Here is an 18,862-nt window from a genome sequence, read left to right as displayed (position 1 = left end):
CCTTACAGGCCCGGGCTTTCCGCTTTATCTTTTTCCCGCCCTACGCTTCGCTGCGTGCCGGTAAAAAGGATGCCGCTGCAATCCCTAACGCATTTTTAGCTGTAAGCTTTTAGCCATGAGCTCTAAGCCTAAATTTTCTACTAATCCTAATTCAAAATATTTATAACGCTGAATTTATTTCAGCCTTTCTAACATTCTAAAACAAGCCCGCCTGACAGTAGGCAGGTTTGGAATGTCAAATTATTTTTTATCCAGTCCCACTTCTTTCTCCCAGACCTGCAAGGTTTTAAAAACCTTGCAGGTCTCACTGAATTTTCCTTCCAGACCCCACAGGTTTTTGAAACCTGTGCGGTCTAATCTAACTACTCACTACTAATCCGCAATATTCGGGTTCAGCCATTTTTCCGCTTTTTTCAGGCTGATGCCTTTTCTTTCGGCAAAATCCTGTACCTGGTCTTCTTTTATTTTCCCAAGACCAAAATATCTGGCTTCGGGATTGGCAAAATAATAGCCACTAACACTCGCCGCAGGCCACATGGCAAGGCTTTCGGTTAACTTTACACCAATTCTCTCTTCTACTTTCAAAAGTTCCCAGATGCTGATTTTCTCCAAATGATCGGGACAGGCAGGATAACCCGGCGCCGGACGAATACCTTTATATTCTTCTTTAATTAAGGCCTCATTGCTCAAATTCTCTTCTGAAGCATAGCCCCAGTCTTCCTTTCTCACTTTTTCATGCAAATATTCCGCAAAAGCTTCCGCTAAACGATCGGCCAGCGCCTTGATCATAATGGAATTATAATCGTCGTGGTTTTTTTCATATTCCGCAGCGATTTCCGCCGTTCCAAAACCGGTGCTCACACAGAAAAAGCCCAAATAATCCTGGATCCCGCTTTCCTTTGGCGCGATAAAATCGGCCAGGGCGAAATTTGGCTTTTCCCCATGCTTTTTTAGCTGTTGCCTAAGCGTCCTGAAAAGCTTTGTCTTTTCTTCAGAACCTTCATGATAGCTTACTTCTATATCGTCGTCATTAACAGAATTGGCTTCAAAAAGGCCAAAAATCGCCTTTGCTTTAAGCAGCCTGTTGTTCAGGATCCTTTTCAGCAGCTGCTGCGCGTCTTCAAATAAGGTTTTTGCCTGCTCCCCTACTTTATCATCTTTAAGAATATCAGGATAGCGGCCGTGCAAATCCCAGCTCCTGAAAAACGGCGACCAGTCGATATATTTTTCCAGTTTGCTTAGGTCAAATTCTTCAATTACCTGCACCCCGGGTTTATTCGGCTTAAAAATGGAAGTTTTTTCCCAGTCAATTTTGTACTTATTTCTACGTGCTTCCGAAAGCTTCAGGAAACTTTTAACCTTGCTTCGCTTCTTAAAATTTGCCCGGAATTTGTCATATTCCGCCTTCAGGTCGCTTTTGTATTTCTCGCGGGTGCTTTCCTTCAGCAAATCGCCCACCACGGTAACCGCGCGGGAGGCATCGTTTACATGGGCCACGGCATGGTGATACTGCGGGTCTATCTTTACCGCAGTATGCGCTTTTGAAGTGGTGGCGCCGCCAATAAGCAACGGAACTTCAAAATTCTGCCGCTGCATTTCCTTGGCAAGAAAAACCATTTCGTCCAGCGATGGCGTGATCAATCCGCTTAGGCCTATGGCGTCAACATTTTCAGCCTTTGCGGTCTCTATAATTTTTTCGGGGGGCACCATTACTCCCAAATCTATAATTTCATAATTATTGCAGCCCAGTACAACGCTCACTATATTTTTACCAATATCGTGCACATCGCCTTTTACCGTGGCCATAAGCACTTTTCCTGCCCCCCCCGCCCCCGATGGGGGTGCTTTTTTTAATTCTCGCAGAATTTTCTTCTGTACTTTTTCAATATCTGTCAAAACCTCCTCATTGGTGATCCTGAGAACCCGGAAACCATACTCCTTCAGCCACTCTGTCCGCTCCTGATCACTTTTTTTATGCTCCGGATGCTGATGAATCAAGCCATCAACCTCAACAATTAAATGCTCCTTGAGGCAAACAAAATCTGCTATATAGCTACCAATAATATGCTGACGCCGGAATTTATAGCCTTCAAGTTTTTTATTGCTTAGAGCCTCCCATAGCACCCGTTCTGCTTTAGTTGATTTCTCGTAGCGCATGTTTCGGGCAAACTCTTTCATCCTACCATAAAGCGCCGGCTCTGCAGTGCGCCAGTATTGCTCCCCCTTTGGGGGTTGGGGGGCTTGATTCTTTCTTTCCTCTTCAATATAAGGTAAAAGGTAAGCCACGGCTTTTTTCATTACCCTGGCCGATTTCACCACCTGAGGCAGGAACATTTTTCCGCTTCCAAAGAGGTCGCCCACCACATTCATCCCAATCATCAGGTTTCCTTCAATTACCTCAATTGGTTTATCTGCCTCCAGGCGCGCCGCTTCAACATCTTCAATAATGTACGCATCAATTCCCTTAACAAGGGCATGGGTAATCCTGTCCTGCAGGGGTTTTTCCCTCCAGGAAAGATCTACTTTGCTTTCTTTGGTGGTGCCCACAACGGTTTCCGCAAAAGAAAGCAGGCGTTCGGTAGCATCGTCCCGCCTGTCCAGAATCACGTCTTCCACATGCTCCAGCAGGTCTTTGGGGATGTTATCATAAACTTCCAGCATGGCGGGGTTTACAATTCCAATGTTCATCCCGGCCTTTATGGCATGGTAAAGAAAAACGGAATGCATGGCTTCGCGCACGGGATTATTTCCGCGGAAAGAGAAGGAAACATTGCTCACCCCACCGCTTACACTGCAATGTGGTAGATTTTTCTTTACCCAGCGTGTGCCTTCAATAAAATCTATGGCGTTCCTGCGATGCTCGTCCATTCCCGTTCCCACCGGGAAAATATTAAGGTCAAAAATGATATCTTCAGGAGGAAATTTTATTTTGTTCACCAGTAGATCGTAAGAACGTTTGGCTATTTCTATCCTGCGCTCATAATTATCGGCCTGCCCCACCTCATCAAAAGCCATCACGATCACGGCGGCACCATACCGTTTTATCTTCCTGGCATGATCTAGAAATTCTTCTTCTCCTTCTTTTAAACTGATGGAATTCACCACGCATTTCCCCTGCACCACCTGAAGGCCGGCTTCGATAATTTCCCATTTTGAGCTGTCTATCATAATAGGAACCCGGGCAATGTCGGGTTCGGCCACAAGCAGGTTAAGAAATTTCACCATGGCTTCCCTGCCTTCAATTAGGCCATCGTCCATGTTCACATCTATTATCTGCGCACCACCATCTACCTGTTCCCGGGCAACATCCAGTGCCTCATCAAATTTTTCTTCCTTAATAAGCCGAAGAAATTTACGGGAACCCGCTACATTCGTCCTTTCCCCCACATTCACAAAATTGCTTTCAGGAGTGATCACCAATGGCTCGAGGCCGGAAAGTTTTAAGGGACGAATAGCCTTTTCCAATCGGGAGGAGTCTTTTTCTTTTATTTCTTCTGAATTAATTTCTTCTAACATAAATATCAGATGCTTTCCGGTTGAAGATTAATTGGCAGCGGCCTTGGCTGGTAATTTTTGGCAATTTCAGCAATGGCTTTTATATGTGCGGGAGTTGTTCCGCAGCAGCCGCCAATGATATTTACCAGCCCTTTTTCAAGGTATTCCTTTATTTGCGACGCCATTTCCTGGTCGTCCTGATCGTATTCCCCAAAAGCATTGGGGAGACCCGCGTTGGGATAAGCCGAAACTCCAGATGTGGCATAGCGGTTAAGCACTTCCAGGTGCGGCGTAAGCTGTTTGGCACCAAGGGCACAATTAAACCCGATGCTTAACAGCGGAATATGAGAAACCGAAATTAAAAATGCTTCGGCTGTCTGGCCGCTAAGGGTTCTTCCAGAAGCATCGGTTATCGTTCCGCTCACCATGATAGGAATATCAATATTCAGCTCTTCCTTCAATTCATCTATAGCGAACAAGGCGGCTTTCGCGTTGAGGGTGTCAAAAACGGTTTCCACGAGTAAAACATCTACCCCGCCTTCGATTAATGCTTTTGCCTGTTGCTGATAAGCAACTTTAAGTTCTTCAAAAGAAATCGCGCGGTAGCCGGGATCGTTCACATCTGGCGACATACTGGCGGTTTTGTTGGTAGGCCCCATAGCACCGGCCACAAAACGGGGTTTATCAGGATTTTCAGCAGTAAGTTCTTGCGCTACCTGTTTTGCGATTTTAGCCGACTCATAATTAAGCTCATACACCAGCTTTTCCATCTTATAATCGGCCATGGCAATAGTTGTTCCCGAGAAAGTATTGGTTTCCACAATATCGGCCCCGGCAAGAAAATATTTACGGTGAATTTCAGCAATGGCTTCGGGCTGGGTAATAGACAACAAATCGTTATTTCCCTGCAGGGCTACGGGCCAGTCTCTAAAACGTTCTCCACGGAAGTCTTCTTCAGAAAATTTATATTCCTGAAGCATGGTGCCCATCGCACCATCAAGAACCAGTATTTTTTGAGAAAGAATTTCTTCTATTTTTGACATTTTTGTTATTCTGAATCATTATCAAAAAAAGAAGATGGAAAGCATTCTTTTGTTATCTATCCCCGGAAGAAATCCGAAGTAGAAGGTAGCACCTTCTCCCATTACAGGAGGGTTGCTAAGGTTTCACCGGGTCTATTCCCTCAACCTTTCTTGATAACGAGATTATTTAATGAACTTATATTAGCAAATATAGGTTTAAGCCCTGAAATTGCAAGGGATTTAATTAAAAATTAAGTGAATAAGGAAAAGGCTTAAAGAGGAACTAAAACTCTCTCTTTCCTCTTTAACTCATTGTCTCTTTAACTTTACTGCAACAGTTTCCCATTCAGGTTCACTTCATAAGTAATTTCAGCAGCTTTTTCCAGCATTTTCGCCACGGAACAGTATTTCTCCATAGACAGTGCTACAGCGCGCAATGCCTTGGCATCGGGCACTTCCCCTTTCAGGATAAAATTTAAATGGATCTTTTTAAAGACATTGAGAACAGCGCCATCTTCACGAAAACCTTCCACTTCCACCTGCAGGTCTTCCAGTTCCAGGTGCTGCTTCTTTAAAATCATCACCACGTCTATACTGCTGCAACCGGAAATTCCTCTTAAAATTAAATCCATAGGGCTCGATCCCTGCGGATTTTCTTCAGATTTGTTATCTAAATGAACTACGTCTCCACGTTCATTCTTGGTTTCAAAATGATACGCGTCGTTTAATCGGGTGAGGAATACTTTCATTTAATTATAAATTTTAAGCAAAGGTAGAAAAATCAGCATCAACTAAAATTATGCTGCACAAAAGAATGAGGTTTTATCCTTCCGTCACTTCTTCGAAGTGCCACTTCCCTTAAAAAAGGAAGGAGCAATTTCTTTATAGGAACAAGCGTTACCTCGAGCGCAGCCGAGAGGTGCTTTTTAAATAAAACTTCCCGACTGCGCCTGTCTGCCGCCAAGGCAGGCTCGAAATAACATATATTCAAAAAACTATGCCGAATTAGACTAATCAGCTCCCCTCCTTTTCAAGGAGGCCCGCCTGAATGACTTGTCGCTCAGGATGGCCGAAGGCCGTGGTGGTTAACCTATACTCTGAACAACTTCTTTTTTAGCTTCTTTTTTACTGCCGTCAAATCCTTCCACACCTCCAACGGTAGTATACTTAAGGATATATTTCTTATCCGGATAGATTCTCTGGTAAGCACTCTGGCACATGATGGCCGCTTCATGGAAACCAGAAAGTATTAATTTCAGTTTTCCTTTATAGGTATTAACATCGCCAATGGCGTAAACTCCCGGGATGTTGGTCTGGTAATCATAAGAATTATCGACTTTTATGGCATTTTTCTCAATTTCCAGTCCCCAGCTGCCAATAGGCCCGAGTTTTGGCGAGAGCCCGAAAAGCGGGATAAAATCGTCTACTTCCCTTAATTCTTCGCCACGGGCTTCATCTTTATGCCTAATTACCACCTGCTCCAGATTATCTTCCCCCCTAAGGCCAACAACTTCAGCATTGGTGATCATCTCTATTTTCCCAAGTTTTGCCAGTTCAGAAACCCTTTCTACCGAATCCAGCGCTCCACGAAATTCCTGCCTTCTGTGTACCAGTGCGACTTCCGCAGCAACATCAGCCAGATAAATCGCCCAGTCTAAGGCAGAATCTCCTCCTCCGGCAATTACCACTCTTTTATGACGAAATACTTCCGGATCTTTGATGAAGTAAGAAACACCTTTATCTTCATAATCTGCAATATTTTTAATAGGGGGTTTTCTTGGCTCAAAAGACCCCAGGCCACCTGCAACGGCCACTACAGGCGCATGATGCTGTGTTCCTTTATTAGTGGTTACGATAAAAGTCCCGTCTTCCTGCTTTTCTAAAGTTTCTGCACGTTCTCCTAAGGTAAAACCGGGTTCAAAAGGTTTAATTTGCTCCATCAGATTATCTACCAGATCGCCGGCTTTAATTTCCGGAAAGGCCGGAATATCATAAATAGGCTTTTTAGGATAGATCTCTGAGCACTGGCCTCCCGGCTGTGGCAAAGCATCTATCAGGTGCGTTTTTAATTTTAACAATCCCGCTTCAAAAACGGTGAACAATCCGGTTGGTCCTGCTCCTATTATCAGGATATCTGTTTTAATCATTTTGCTCTTTCTTTACTGTTAAGGATTCGGTTATATTATTCATTTGCTCCACTTTAGCTTCAAAATCGCCTTTAATGGATTTCCGATATTCATTTAAATTTTCAACCATTCGGTTTACATCTTCAGGAATTACTTCCTCAAAAAACTGTCGCAGCCTTTTTGCCGTGGTAGGCGATTTTCCATTGGTGGAAATGGCAATTTTCACATGCCCTTTATTTACAATTCCGCCCATATAAAAATCACACAACTCCGGCGTATCGGCAATGTTTGCGAGCAAATACCGTTTTTTTGCATGCCGGTAAACCCGCTTATTCAGCTTTGAATCATTAGTGGCGGCAATCACGAAATGCTTTTTCTTTAAATATTTCCTTTTGTACCTGCCTTTTGTCAATTTTGCACCGTGCTTTTTAGCCAGCTCTTCAGTCTCTGGCAGAAACCACTTCGCAACCACTTCTACATTAGCATTCGGACTGGATTTGAACAGAAAATGCAGTTTTTCATGCCCCACATTTCCGCCGCCAACAACCAGGATATTCAGTTTGTTGACTTTCAGAAAAACGGGGTATAATTCATTTCTTTCTTCCATAGCCTCCTAGCCCCCGATGGGGGAATTTATCAATTTTGTTTCTTCAATCGCATTTCCCAGAACTGCCTTTAATTCATTTCTTTCCTTTACCACCTCGCCAATAACGATAATTGCCGGTGCGGTTAATTGTTTCTCAGCAACTACTTTTTCAATGGTTTTTATGGTACCAAAGCCCGATTTTTCATTTAGCGTGGTTCCATTCTGAATTACGCCAACAGGAACATCTTCTTTCCCAAAGCGACTGAAAATTTCCACAATTTCAGCCAGCTTTCCCATTCCCATCAAAATCACAACCGTTGCGGTAGATTGTGCCGCCAGCCGAACATCATCAGATAATTTACGCTGAGTTGTGGTGCCGGTAATTACCCAGAAACTTTCTGATGTTCCCCTTTGCGTTAGCGGAATCCCAACATTCGCGGGAACAGCAATAGATGAAGTGATTCCTGAAACTACCGCAGTTTCGAGTCCGTTTTTCCTGGCGTAGTCGATTTCTTCGGAACCTCTTCCGAAGATGAACGGATCGCCTCCCTTCAGCCTTACTACATGGCCTCTTTCCAGCGCATATTTTACGATAAGTTCGTTTATCTCTTCCTGTGAATAACGATGCTTGTCCTTTCGTTTCCCCACAAATATATGCTCGGCCTGGGGCGCGTATTCCAGCAATTCCCGGTTGATAAGCGCGTCGTAAAGCACCACCTGCGCCGACTCTAAAGTCCTTACAGCTTTAATGGTAATTAATTCCGGGTCTCCCGGGCCTGCGCCTACTACTGTTAATCTTGGTGAATTAAGCATGCTGCACCTCCTTTGTTCTATAAGCGTCCACCCTTTTCAGGAACAAATGCGCGTCTTCAAGATATTTTTTTGCGAAAGCCTCTGTAGGTTCGTTTTCATTCATCTGGTAAGCGAATTCCTTAAAAGAAGTAGATAATTCAATTTTTCCGGTATCTACAAACAGCTCGTCGAACTGGGAAATGATTCCCGCCTGCGTATTGGTTTTTACATCGTCGGCCAGTAAAAGCGCCTTAGCCGAATTTACAATAGAAGTGTAGGAATGGTAAATACTATCTGCCCAGTCTTTTCGCTCCAGCGCGCTTTTGGCATTATCTATTTTCTCCTCACTTTCAAATAACAGGGTTGCGATAAGATCTATTACCACGCCGGCACATTCGCCAACACCAACTGCCTTTATGTATGGCTTTTCATGGCCCCAGTCCACAAAATCATTTTCAGTGAGATTGGAAGTATCAGCAAGATCCTTCAGCAAATCATAGAAATAAGTTTTGCCCTGGCGATCATAATATTCGGCATATTTTTCTTCTGCTTCTGAATTGGCTTCAAAATCGTTCAGCAAAAGCCTTAGTGCTTCTGGGCCCCTTTTACTTGGTACTTTTACTACCTTATCTGCAAACCGGCCGTTACCGTCTCCTAAAGTTCCGCCCCCAAGTAGTACCTGCAAGGCCGGCGCTACGGTTTTACCAACTTTTACAGACATTCCCTGGAAGCCTATTTCAGCCATATTATGCTGGCCGCAGGCATTCATACATCCGCTTATCTTGATCGTGATGTCACGGCCATTCACAAATTGCGGGTATTCTTCCTTTAAAACATCTTCCAGCACATCGGCAATTCCTGTACTGCTGGCGATACCGAGATTACAGGTATCTGTCCCCGGGCAGGCGGTAATATCTACGGTTTTGTTATAACCGGTTTCGGCATAGCCCAGTTTTTTTAATTCTGAATAGAAAAACGGCAGAAACTCTTCCCTTACATGGCGAATTAGAATATCCTGTCTAAGAGTTAACCTTATTTCGTTGCCTGCATATTTTTTTATGAGATCGGCTAGTTTTCTCGCCCCTCCCGTATAAAAATCGCCTAGCGGAACACGGATTCCCACTGCAAACAAACCTTCCTGCTTTTGCGCAGAAACATTAGTATTTTTCCAGGATTCAAAATCTTTCTGGTCCTCAATTTCTACTGAAGGCACTTCAATATCCTGAAGTGGCGGCGCAGCTTCAAATTTTTCTATTTCAAATTTTGGCTGTTTTTGGGAAAGGGCAGTTTTTTGCTCTTCCACCAGTTCCATAAAAGCTTCTTTTCCAATATCCTTAATAAGGAATTTCATCCTGGCCTTTAACCTTTTGGCCCGTTCACCGTAACGGTCAAAAACCCGAAGCACTCCTTCAATAAGCGGGATGATCTCTTCGGCGGGAAGAAAATCATAAAGCTCATCGGCATGCCGTGGCTGAGAACCCAGACCGCCACCAAGCATAACTTTAAACCCGCGTTTGCCATCCTTCAGCTTCGCAATAAACCCAAGATCGTGGATATAACTCAAGGCAGTATCTTCTTCAGAATTTGAAAAAGACATTTTAAATTTACGCCCCATTTCCTGGCAGATAGGGTTCCGCAGAAAAAACTGGAAAGCGGCATGCGCATAAGGAGACACATCAAAAGCTTCTTTTGGGTCTATCCCGGCAGTGGGGGAAGCTGTAATATTCCTTACAGTATTCCCGCAGGCCTCACGCAGGGTGATATCATCTCTTTCCAGCTGCGCCCAAAGCTCTGGTGTGCGGTCCAGGCTTACGTAATGGATCTGGATATCCTGGCGGGTGGTAATATGCAGCCTTCCGCGGGAATATTCATCAGAAACATCTGCAATACGGTGCAACTGTTCAGAAGTAACTTTACCAAACGGCAGTTTTATGCGAACCATTTGCACGCCCGCCTGTCTCTGGCCGTAAACCCCACGGGCAAGGCGCAGACTCCTGAATTTCTCTTCATCGGCTTTTCCCTCGCGGAAGAGCCTTATCTTCTTCTCTAAATCTATGATGTCTTTCTCAACAACAGGATTCTCGATTTCGGTTCTAAAACTTTGCATGGTGAATAAGTATTTAATTTTGTTGCCTGTAAAACAGGTATTTAATAAAAAAGGTCCTTTTTAGTTTTTGCACTTAAAAGAACCTTTTATAAAATCGTTTTTATAAAACAGCTTCTTAAGTGCTGGCTTTGCAGCGCATGCACATGTACATTGATGATGATTTCTTCATAATATCCATAATCCAGTCTTACCTAATAAAGCCTACTCCCGCGGTGGTATTGGTTTGAGTGTCAATCAGAATAAACCTTCCGTTGGCTTTGTTTTCTTCAAAATTATCGGCAAAAATAGGCTTGCTTAATTTAATTGAAACCTGCCCTATTTCGTTGAGGCCAAGAGAAGAGGCTTCACTTATCCCACCGAAATTTGTGGAAATATGCCCTTCAATTTTATCAATTTTCGCCAGGATCCCGTTGGTATTATGCTGAAGCACATACTTGGTGCCCGGCACCAGGGGTTTCCCGTCCATCCAGCAAACGGTGGCATTAAGCGATTTTGCCTGTTGAGGGACTTCTGAAGATTTCACCAGCGTATTCCCTCGAGCCACATTAATATCATCTTCCAGGGTTATGGTTACGGAACTGCCCGCGGGCGCCTCCTGGAATTTTTTATCGAAAAAGAAAATTTCCTTTATTTTGGAAGTGGTAAGAGAAGGAAGTACGGTAACCTCATCTCCTACTTTCAGGCTATTTCCGCTGATCTTCCCGGCATACCCTCTAAAATCGTGATAATCTTCCGTCTTTGGGCGAATTACCGTTTGCACCGCAAAACGGGCCTGCGCTTCTTCCTGAAAATCTTCAGCTTTTATGTTTTCAAGATGTTCCAGCACAGTGTCTCCGTTGTACCAGGACATTGCGGTAGATTTTTCAGCAATATTCTCTCCCCAAAGCGCGCTTACCGGGATAAAGGTTAATTTCTGTTCTTTAAAATCGCTTTTTTCCTGCAGCTTCCTGAAATCATCAACAATTTCATTAAAAACATCTTCAGAATAATTTACAAGGTCCATTTTATTCACCGCCACAATCACTTCTTTTACACGAAGCAGGTTGTTGATGAAAAAATGCCTGTAAGTCTGCTCTATCACCCCTTTACGCGCATCGATAAGGATAATTGAAGCCTGCGAAGTGGAAGCGCCGGTCACCATATTCCTGGTATACTCCACATGCCCGGGAGTATCGGCAATAATGTAACTTTTTTTCTTGGTGGAAAAATAGATATGCGCCACATCTATAGTTATACCCTGCTCGCGCTCTGCCACCAAACCATCTGTAGCCAGGGAGAAATCAAGATAATCAAGGCCTTTCTTGCGGCTGCTCCTGTCTATAGCCTCAATCTTATCTGAGGTAAGGGATTGCGTATCGTAAAGCAGTCTTCCAATAAGAGTACTTTTTCCATCGTCTACACTACCAGCTGTTGCTATTTTTAAAACTTCCATGGCCTCTCCCCCTGCCCTCTCCGAAGGAGAGGGAGCATTTTGGGCTTTATTATTAGTTGATAATTTCATTTTTAAAATGTCTATCGTTTATACACGTTTAAAACCTTCCTTAGTGGTTTTAGAAATAGCCTTGTTGTTTCCTGGTTTCCATTGCCGCTTCGGACCGCTTATCATCTATTCTCGCGCCTCGCTCGGAAATTGAAGATTCCCTGATTTCAGCAATGATTTTCTGAATGGTATCGGCCTTAGATTCTACCGCGGCGGTACAGGTAATATCTCCCACGGTTCTGAAACGCACGCTGCGGGTTTCGGTAATTTCATCATCCTCCTTATACACATATTCTGAAGCTGTCCAGATAAGGCCGTCCCGTTCAAAAATCTCCCTTTCGTGGGCAAAATAAATAGAAGGAATTTCTATTTTTTCCTGGTCTATATAATTCCACACATCAAGCTCGGTCCAGTTTGAAATAGGAAATACCCTCACATTCTGGCCAATATCAATTCTCCCGTTAAGCATATCGAATACCTCGGGGCGCTGATTTTTCTCATCCCATTCGCCAAAATCATTTCTTACTGAAAATATCCTTTCTTTGGCCCTGGCTTTTTCCTCATCTCTTCTGGCCCCGCCAATGCAGGCATCGAATTTAAACTCTTCGATGGCATCCAGAAGCGTGTTGGTTTGAAGGGAATTACGGCTGGAATATTTGCCGGTTTCCTCTACAGCTTTTCCATTGTCTATATCGTCCTGTACTTTTCGTACAATTAACTGAAGCCCCAGCTCTTCCACGAGCCTGTCCCTGAATTCTATAGTTTCGGGAAAATTATGGCCGGTATCGATATGAAGTAAGGGGAAAGGAATTTTTGCGGGATAAAATGCCTTTTGCGCCAGCCGAACAAGGGTTATGGAATCTTTCCCTCCGGAAAAGAGCAACACCGGGTTTTCGAACTGGGCCACCACCTCTCTAAAGATGTAAATAGCTTCGCTTTCTAAGGTATTTTGATTTAAAATTGGGTTCATTATATATTCTTTTTAAGCGTGCAGTCCACACTCTCTGTTGGCTAAAACTTTTGTCGGGTCAAAATACTTAAATTCATTTGGCAAACCATGCTCTTCCAGGTAAACATCCAGCTTCTCGTCACTCCAATGGTAAAAGGGGCTCACTTTTAAAACACCGTCTTTACTATAACTAAGAATTTCTATGCTGTCCCTGAAGGAGGTCTGGCCTTTCCTTAGATTCGTAAACCACACATCGGGCTGCTGCTGCTTCATTGCCCGCTGAAAAGGCTCCAGTTTCACCTGGCGGGTAAATTCTTCATGTTTCGGGCTGTCCACCTGCGGAATACCTCCAAAAAGGGCGTCCCGGTAGGCTGCGGTTTGCTTTGGGGTGTACAATTTCACATTCAGCCCCAACAGGTCTATAACTTCTTTGGCGTGACGGTAAGTTTGTGGCGTATTGTAGCCGGTATCACACCAGATAACCTTTACAGCAGGGTCTATTTTTACGCAGGCATGCAGAATAGCGGCTTCGTACGGCCTGAAATTAGTAGTAACAACAGGTTTTTCAGCATTGGACATAATCCACTGCACGATCTCAGCAGGAGTGATTCCCTTCAACTGCTGGTTTAAGATTTTAAGTTCTTTTTCGCTATACCTTTTCATAACTATTCCTTTCCAAAGTTTATCATATTCCAAAGCCGCTCGTGCCCAAAATAAAGTATCATTTTTGTTACCAGTTCTACCGAACCTATTGCCAGAGCCGTTTCTATTTGTCCCGTAAGTATCCAGGAGATGGCCACCGTATCCATTGTTCCTACTATTCTCCAGCTTATAGTCTTGGCTATACTGCGCAGAGGCTTTTCTGATGTCTTATCTTTTTTATAGCTCTTTTTTTCTTTAGATTTTTCCAGGAACATAAGCATGGTCATTCACATTAATCTAATACCCTATCGGGCTAGTAGGTTATTAAGCAAAAATAACTTTCATTTTTCATTACACCAATTAATCGCTGCTTAATTTATACTTTTTAACATTAAATTCTTATTCCTGCTCCTTTACAGCCAAATCTGCCAAAGTATTCTCTCCCAATACCTTCAGGGTACTGTCCCTAACCTGGATCATCAATGAGTGTACCGAGCAGGTTTCCTCACTTGGGCAGTCGTCACACTTTTCATAATAATTAAGGCTAACGCAGGGCACCATCGCAATTGGCCCTTCCAAAACCCTGATTACTGCAGTCATCTTGATTTCTTCAGGTTCCTTGATAAGATAGTAGCCACCGCCTTTGCCTTTTTTTGCGCCAAGGAAGCCCGATTTTCGTAATTCCAGCAGAATACTTTCAAGAAATTTCTGCGAAATGTTCTCACTCCTGGCAATTTCTGAAGTCTGTACCGGCTTCTTTCCTGGCTGTTTCGCAATAAATGCAAGAGCTTTGATCCCGTATTTTGTCTTTTTTGACAGCATAGCGCGAAGATAGCCAAATTTTAAAATTTAAAGTTTCAAGTGTCGAGTTCTGAGTTTTCATGGATTTATTGCTCTTGCTTCCTGTCTCCTGATCCTGACTTTTCTTATTAACTTTTAAACTTTATAACTTTCAACTTCCCAGCACTCCTTCCGGCCTTAGGCGACCTCCCCTTTGAAAATGAAGGAGCATCGTTTTACAAAAAAAGTGATGGCATTCTTCACTCCTAATTAAGAACTAAAAACTACACACTACCAAGTGCCTGTCTCAAATCGGCAATAATATCATCTACATGTTCAAGCCCAACCGAAATCCTAACCAAACCTTCTGAAATTCCTGCTGCCTCTAATTCTTCGGAAGATAATTTGCTATGTGTGGTTGAAGCAGGATGGGTTACAATAGTCCGTGTATCACCGAGATTTGCCGATCTGGTACATAATTCCAGTTTGTCGATAAACTTTCTGCCGGCATGCAGCCCGCCCTTAATCTGAAAACCGACAATATTCCCCCCGAGCTTCATCTGTTTTTTCGCTATTTCATATTGCGGATGTGATTTTAAAAACGGATATTTTACACTTTCTGCCTGCGGAACATCTTGCAGGAATTCTGCAACTTTCAATGCATTTTCTGAATGTTTTTCTAGCCTTACCGGAAGCGTTTCCAGACTTTTGGAAAGAACCCAGGCATTAAATGGCGAGAGTGCCGGGCCGGTATTTCTGCTGAAAAGATAAATTTCACGCACCAGATCCTCTCTTCCAACAGTCACTCCTCCAAGCACTCTTCCCTGCCCGTCAATCAATTTAGTGGCAGAGTGTATAACCAGGTCAGCTCCATATTTCATGGGATTCTGAATATATGGCGTGGCAAAGCAATTATCGATAATCAAAATCAGGTCATGTTTTTTGGCAATTTCGCCCAGATATTCCAAATCCAGAATATCCACTCCGGGATTTGTGGGCGACTCGGCAAATAATATTTTGGTTTCCGGTTTAATTAAACCTTCAATAGTCTCGGGTTCGTTTACATTAAAGTAGCTGTGCAAAATATTCCATTTTGTGAAATATTTTGTGAATAAGCCATGGGTAGAACCAAAAACAGATCTTGCAGAAACAATATGATCTCCACTATTCAGCAAGGCGGCGAATGTTGAAAATACCGCGGCCATCCCGGTGGCAAAAGCATAACCAGCCTCTGCTCCTTCCATTTTCACGATTTTCTCTACGAATTCTGAAGTATTGGGATTGGTAAAACGGCTGTAGATATTGCGTTCCTTTTCTTCCGCAAAACTGGCCCTCATATCTTCAGAATCTTCAAAAACATAACTTGAAGTGAGATATAAAGGCGTGGAATGCTCCTGAAACTGGGTTCTTTCAGTTTGAGTTCTTACGGCTATTGTTTCAAAGTTTTCCATTAAGCTATTTTTTCTGATAATTTTAAAATGTCCCCAAATACACCTCTTGCGGTTACTGCGGCACCAGCACCGGCACCCTGGATTATAATAGGCCGGTCGCCATAAGATTCGGTATAAATCTCGAAAATCGAATCGGCGCCCTTAACCTGCCCCAGGCTGCTATCTGCGGGAACAGAGGTTAAACTGACTTCCAGCTCGCCTTTGTCCTGCTGCAAATCTCCGGAAAGGTCTCCAATAAATCGCAAGACATGATTGGGTTCTTGTTGTTCTTTTATTTTTTGATAGGTTTTATCCAGTTTTTCCAGATTGGCAATAAAATCCTTTGCTTCTCCACCTCTTAAATCTTCCGGCACCAGATTTTTAATTTTCACATCTTCAAATTCGTTCTGTAAATCCAGCTCTCGTGCCAAAATTAGCAGTTTTCGGCCAACGTCATTTCCATTCAGGTCTTCACGAGGATCAGGTTCTGTAAAGCCTTTATCAATTGCATCTTTTACTACGCTGCTGAAAGGCCGGTCTTCCGAAGAAAATGTATTGAAAAGATAACTTAGGGTCCCTGAAAAGACCCCTCTTATCCTGGTAATATTTTCTCCTGAAAGATGCAAAATCCTTATAGTATCAATAAGTGGAAGGCCTGCTCCCACATTGGTTTCGTAAAGATAACGCTTCTGGTTTTTTTCCAGGTCTTCTCGTAAATTCCTGTAAAAATCCATATCGAGGGTATTTGCGATTTTATTGGAAGAAATTAGATCGAAGCCATTTTTAACCAGCTTTGGATATTGCTGAACAAAGTCTTTGCTGGCCGTATTGTCTATGGCGATAAGATTTTCCAAATGATGCAGCCGCGCGTAATCTATAATTTCTGAAACCGAAGACGCTTTTTCTGATAATTGCAACTTTTCTTTCCAGTCTTCGGAAATGCCTTCGGAATCCAATAGAAGTTTTCTGGAATTGGCAACCGCAAAAACATTCAGTTTAATTTTTTTCCTGTCTTCGATTGAAGCTGCAGAATGCAAAATCTGGTCGATTAAAGTTCCGCCAACATTTCCATGGCCAAAAATGGCAATATTGATCTTTTTATAAACTTCAAAAATTTCCCCGTGAATAACATTCAGCGCTTTATGCAGCTGCGATTTCTTCACCACAAGGCTTACGTTTTTCCCGGTAACAGTATTATTGAAAAGCAGCGGCACGATCTGGTTCCTGATGAGCGCATTATAAGGCTTATGAAACGTACTTAGATCCTGACCAACAATCGATATTACCGAAACATCATCTACCACCGAAATCTTATTGACGTCTTTGGAATAAAAATCGCTTTCAAACTCCCTTTCCAGGGCCTTTACCGCGCGATGGGCATTTTGGGCATCTACCACAAGCCCGATCCCTCTTTCCGAAGAACCCTGCGAAATGATGCTCACGCTAATTCCGCTATCTCCAAGGGCCCGAAAAATCCTTGCATCGATACCAGATTTTCCTAAAAGTCCGCGGCCTTCCAGGTTCAGCAGGGAATTATGTTCAAGAACCGATAACGACCTGATGCCTTCCTTTGTAGGCTTGGCGGTAATTAAAGTTCCCTGGTTATCATTATTGAAGGTATTTAAAATCCGCAGCGGAATATTCTTCTCTATTAAAGGAATAATGGTTTTAGCATGCAGGATGGTCGCCCCGAAATTGGCCAATTCGTTTGCTTCACTATAAGAAAGCTCCTCAATACGCTGCGCACTTCGAACCAGGTCGGGATTGGCCGTGAAAATTCCATCTACGTGAGTGTAATTCTGCAGCTCTTCCGCATCCAGATAATTGGCTATAAGCGCCGCGGTATAATTGCTGCCGTTTCTACCTAGGGTAGTGGTTTCGCCACCTGGTGTTGCCCCAATGTAACCGGTAATAATATTTACCGTCTGCCCGTTATGCTGTTCAAAATGCTTCAGAAAATATTCTTTGGAAACTGCTTCGATGGGCTGGGCACTGCCGTATTTATCGTCAGTCTTTAAAAGCTTGCGGGAATCGGTGAAATTTGCCTGATGGCCTCGTTGCTTCAGGATTTCAGTTATAAATTTAGCCGATAATATTTCTCCCTGCGCAAGTAGGTGATCTTTCACCTTTAGGCTGTAATCACCCAGCAAACGCACACCTTCCAGAAGGTTTTCGATATTTTTAAATTCTTCGGAAAAATCTAAGGCATCATAGCCACCAGTTTGATATTTCTTGAATTTATTAAAAGCATTCGTATAATCCTGGTTGGAAGCAGCCATTTCCAGCAGTTCTTCAAGTTGATCGGTTGTTTTTCCCCTGGCGGAAACCACCACGCCTATGCGCTCCTGTTTTTTAATTTTATCTTCAATAATATCGAGTACCGCTTTGATACCATTGCCATTGGACAACGATTTACCGCCGAATTTTACAATTTTAAGCTTACTTCCCTGCTGAAAAATCCCGGAAATGATCTGCTCCACCTGCCTGGCTTCAATTAAAAAAGCGTCATGGCCGTGAACAGAATGGATCTCGCTGTAGGTAACCTTATTGCTGCTTTGCGCGAGCTGCCGATGCGTTTCCCTGTTTTCTTCCGCAGTAAAAAAAAGATCGGAATCTACCCCAATAATAGAAATATTCCCTTCGATTCGCTCCAGGATTTTATCTAACTCAGGCCTGCCGCGGGAAACATCTATGGTTTTTAGAAGCTGGTTCATGAGCTTATAAGCGCCAATTTGAAAACGTTCCTGGAGCTTGTTGCCGTGATGCAGCAACCAGCTTTCAACGTTAAAAACCTGTAGCTCTTCATTGGTGCTTCGTTTAAAGCGGGATTTAAAAGATTCCGGCGTGCGGTAACACAACATCGCGTGCATCCTGGCATCGTGCACGGGATTTTTAGAATTATTCAGGAACAATTCCTGCACCTGGCAATTGGCAATAAGCCAGTCGGTAGACTTCCAGTCGGTAGCAATGGGTATTAAATTTTGGGTAATTGCAGGATTAATCGCTGCCATTTCCCATGCGATACCGCCGCCAAGCGAACCTCCAATTAAAGCGAACAATTTCTCAATTTTTAATTCTTCCAGGCCAAGAAGGAAAATCTGGGCGATATCCCGGGCTACGAAATCTTTATAATTCTCGATAATAAAGCCATCATAGCCATTACCGGGAATATTAAACGCCAGAATGGTGTATTTCCTGGTATCGATACATTTTTTCTCCCCAACAATTTCTTTCCACCAGCCATCAGCTCCCGCCACATTGGAATTTCCGGTGAGCGCGTGGTTTATCATTACCACCGGCGCAGTATTTAGCGGCTGGCCAAAGATTTCGTAAGAAAGCGGAATATCCTGAACTGTCCCTGCCGAATTTTTGAAGTTCCCTATGCGAATTTCTTCAAGCATATTTTTCTTTTTTGAGGAAGCCAGAAGGGAAAAAGGAATAATTTGGATTCTT

At 43.3% G+C, this 18,862-nt stretch carries 14 protein-coding genes and 1 riboswitch; all 14 genes read right to left on the bottom strand.

Annotation, left to right across the window (positions count from 1 at the left end; all coding sequences use genetic code 11):
* Positions 1-372 precede the first annotated feature (372 nt).
* On the bottom strand, positions 373-3,516 hold the full coding sequence (locus RM553_RS01685) for a vitamin B12 dependent-methionine synthase activation domain-containing protein (RefSeq protein ID WP_311533244.1): 3,144 nt from the start codon (positions 3,514-3,516) through the stop codon (positions 373-375).
* Positions 3,517-3,521: 5 nt separating this feature from the next.
* The gene (locus RM553_RS01680) at positions 3,522-4,538 is read right to left on the bottom strand and encodes a homocysteine S-methyltransferase family protein (RefSeq protein ID WP_311533243.1); all 1,017 of its coding nucleotides are present in this window, start codon (positions 4,536-4,538) and stop codon (positions 3,522-3,524) included.
* A 49-nt stretch (positions 4,539-4,587) separates the two neighbouring features.
* Positions 4,588-4,698, bottom strand: a riboswitch (SAM riboswitch).
* A 145-nt stretch (positions 4,699-4,843) separates the two neighbouring features.
* Entirely contained in the window at positions 4,844-5,266 is a 423-nt protein-coding gene (locus RM553_RS01675; protein ID WP_311533242.1) for an OsmC family protein, read from the bottom strand.
* A gap of 336 nt (positions 5,267-5,602) precedes the next feature.
* The gene (locus RM553_RS01670; RefSeq protein WP_311533241.1) at positions 5,603-6,664 is read right to left on the bottom strand and encodes an NAD(P)/FAD-dependent oxidoreductase; all 1,062 of its coding nucleotides are present in this window, start codon (positions 6,662-6,664) and stop codon (positions 5,603-5,605) included.
* Positions 6,657-7,250, bottom strand: a complete 594-nt coding sequence (locus tag RM553_RS01665) for a precorrin-2 dehydrogenase/sirohydrochlorin ferrochelatase family protein (protein ID WP_311533240.1) — start codon at positions 7,248-7,250, stop codon at positions 6,657-6,659. The genes RM553_RS01670 and RM553_RS01665 overlap by 8 nt, the downstream gene beginning before the upstream one ends.
* Before the next feature lie 6 nt (positions 7,251-7,256).
* The gene (gene cobA, locus RM553_RS01660) at positions 7,257-8,042 is read right to left on the bottom strand and encodes a uroporphyrinogen-III C-methyltransferase (protein WP_311533239.1); all 786 of its coding nucleotides are present in this window, start codon (positions 8,040-8,042) and stop codon (positions 7,257-7,259) included.
* The gene (locus RM553_RS01655) at positions 8,035-10,128 is read right to left on the bottom strand and encodes a HEPN domain-containing protein (RefSeq protein ID WP_311533238.1); all 2,094 of its coding nucleotides are present in this window, start codon (positions 10,126-10,128) and stop codon (positions 8,035-8,037) included. The genes cobA and RM553_RS01655 overlap by 8 nt, the downstream gene beginning before the upstream one ends.
* A 187-nt stretch (positions 10,129-10,315) precedes the next feature.
* Positions 10,316-11,560: a sulfate adenylyltransferase subunit 1 gene (locus RM553_RS01650; RefSeq protein WP_311533418.1), complete on the bottom strand. Its 1,245-nt coding sequence runs from the start codon at positions 11,558-11,560 to the stop codon at positions 10,316-10,318.
* A gap of 118 nt (positions 11,561-11,678) precedes the next feature.
* The gene (gene cysD / locus RM553_RS01645; protein ID WP_311533237.1) at positions 11,679-12,578 is read right to left on the bottom strand and encodes a sulfate adenylyltransferase subunit CysD; all 900 of its coding nucleotides are present in this window, start codon (positions 12,576-12,578) and stop codon (positions 11,679-11,681) included.
* A 12-nt stretch (positions 12,579-12,590) separates the two neighbouring features.
* Positions 12,591-13,220, bottom strand: coding sequence for a phosphoadenosine phosphosulfate reductase domain-containing protein (locus tag RM553_RS01640; protein WP_311533236.1), 630 nt, complete (start codon positions 13,218-13,220; stop codon positions 12,591-12,593).
* 2 nt (positions 13,221-13,222) lie between these two features.
* Complete coding sequence (locus tag RM553_RS01635) at positions 13,223-13,480, bottom strand: DUF2061 domain-containing protein (RefSeq protein WP_311533417.1); 258 nt, start codon at positions 13,478-13,480, stop codon at positions 13,223-13,225.
* Between the two features lie 118 nt (positions 13,481-13,598).
* Positions 13,599-14,021, bottom strand: a complete 423-nt coding sequence (locus tag RM553_RS01630; protein ID WP_311533235.1) for an RrF2 family transcriptional regulator — start codon at positions 14,019-14,021, stop codon at positions 13,599-13,601.
* Positions 14,022-14,263: 242 nt separating this feature from the next.
* Entirely contained in the window at positions 14,264-15,430 is a 1,167-nt protein-coding gene (locus RM553_RS01625) for a trans-sulfuration enzyme family protein (protein ID WP_311533234.1), read from the bottom strand.
* A complete protein-coding gene (gene thrA, locus RM553_RS01620) occupies positions 15,430-18,810 on the bottom strand; it encodes a bifunctional aspartate kinase/homoserine dehydrogenase I (RefSeq protein WP_311533233.1) in 3,381 nt (1,126 codons plus the stop codon). Before thrA ends, RM553_RS01625 begins: the two co-directional genes overlap by 1 nt.
* Positions 18,811-18,862 lie beyond the last annotated feature (52 nt).

The organism is Autumnicola tepida (assembly GCF_031846485.1).
GTDB lineage: Bacteria > Bacteroidota > Bacteroidia > Flavobacteriales > Flavobacteriaceae > Autumnicola > Autumnicola tepida.
The sequence above is the reverse complement of the archived record's forward strand: the minus strand, read 5'-3'. Positions and strand labels throughout refer to the sequence as shown.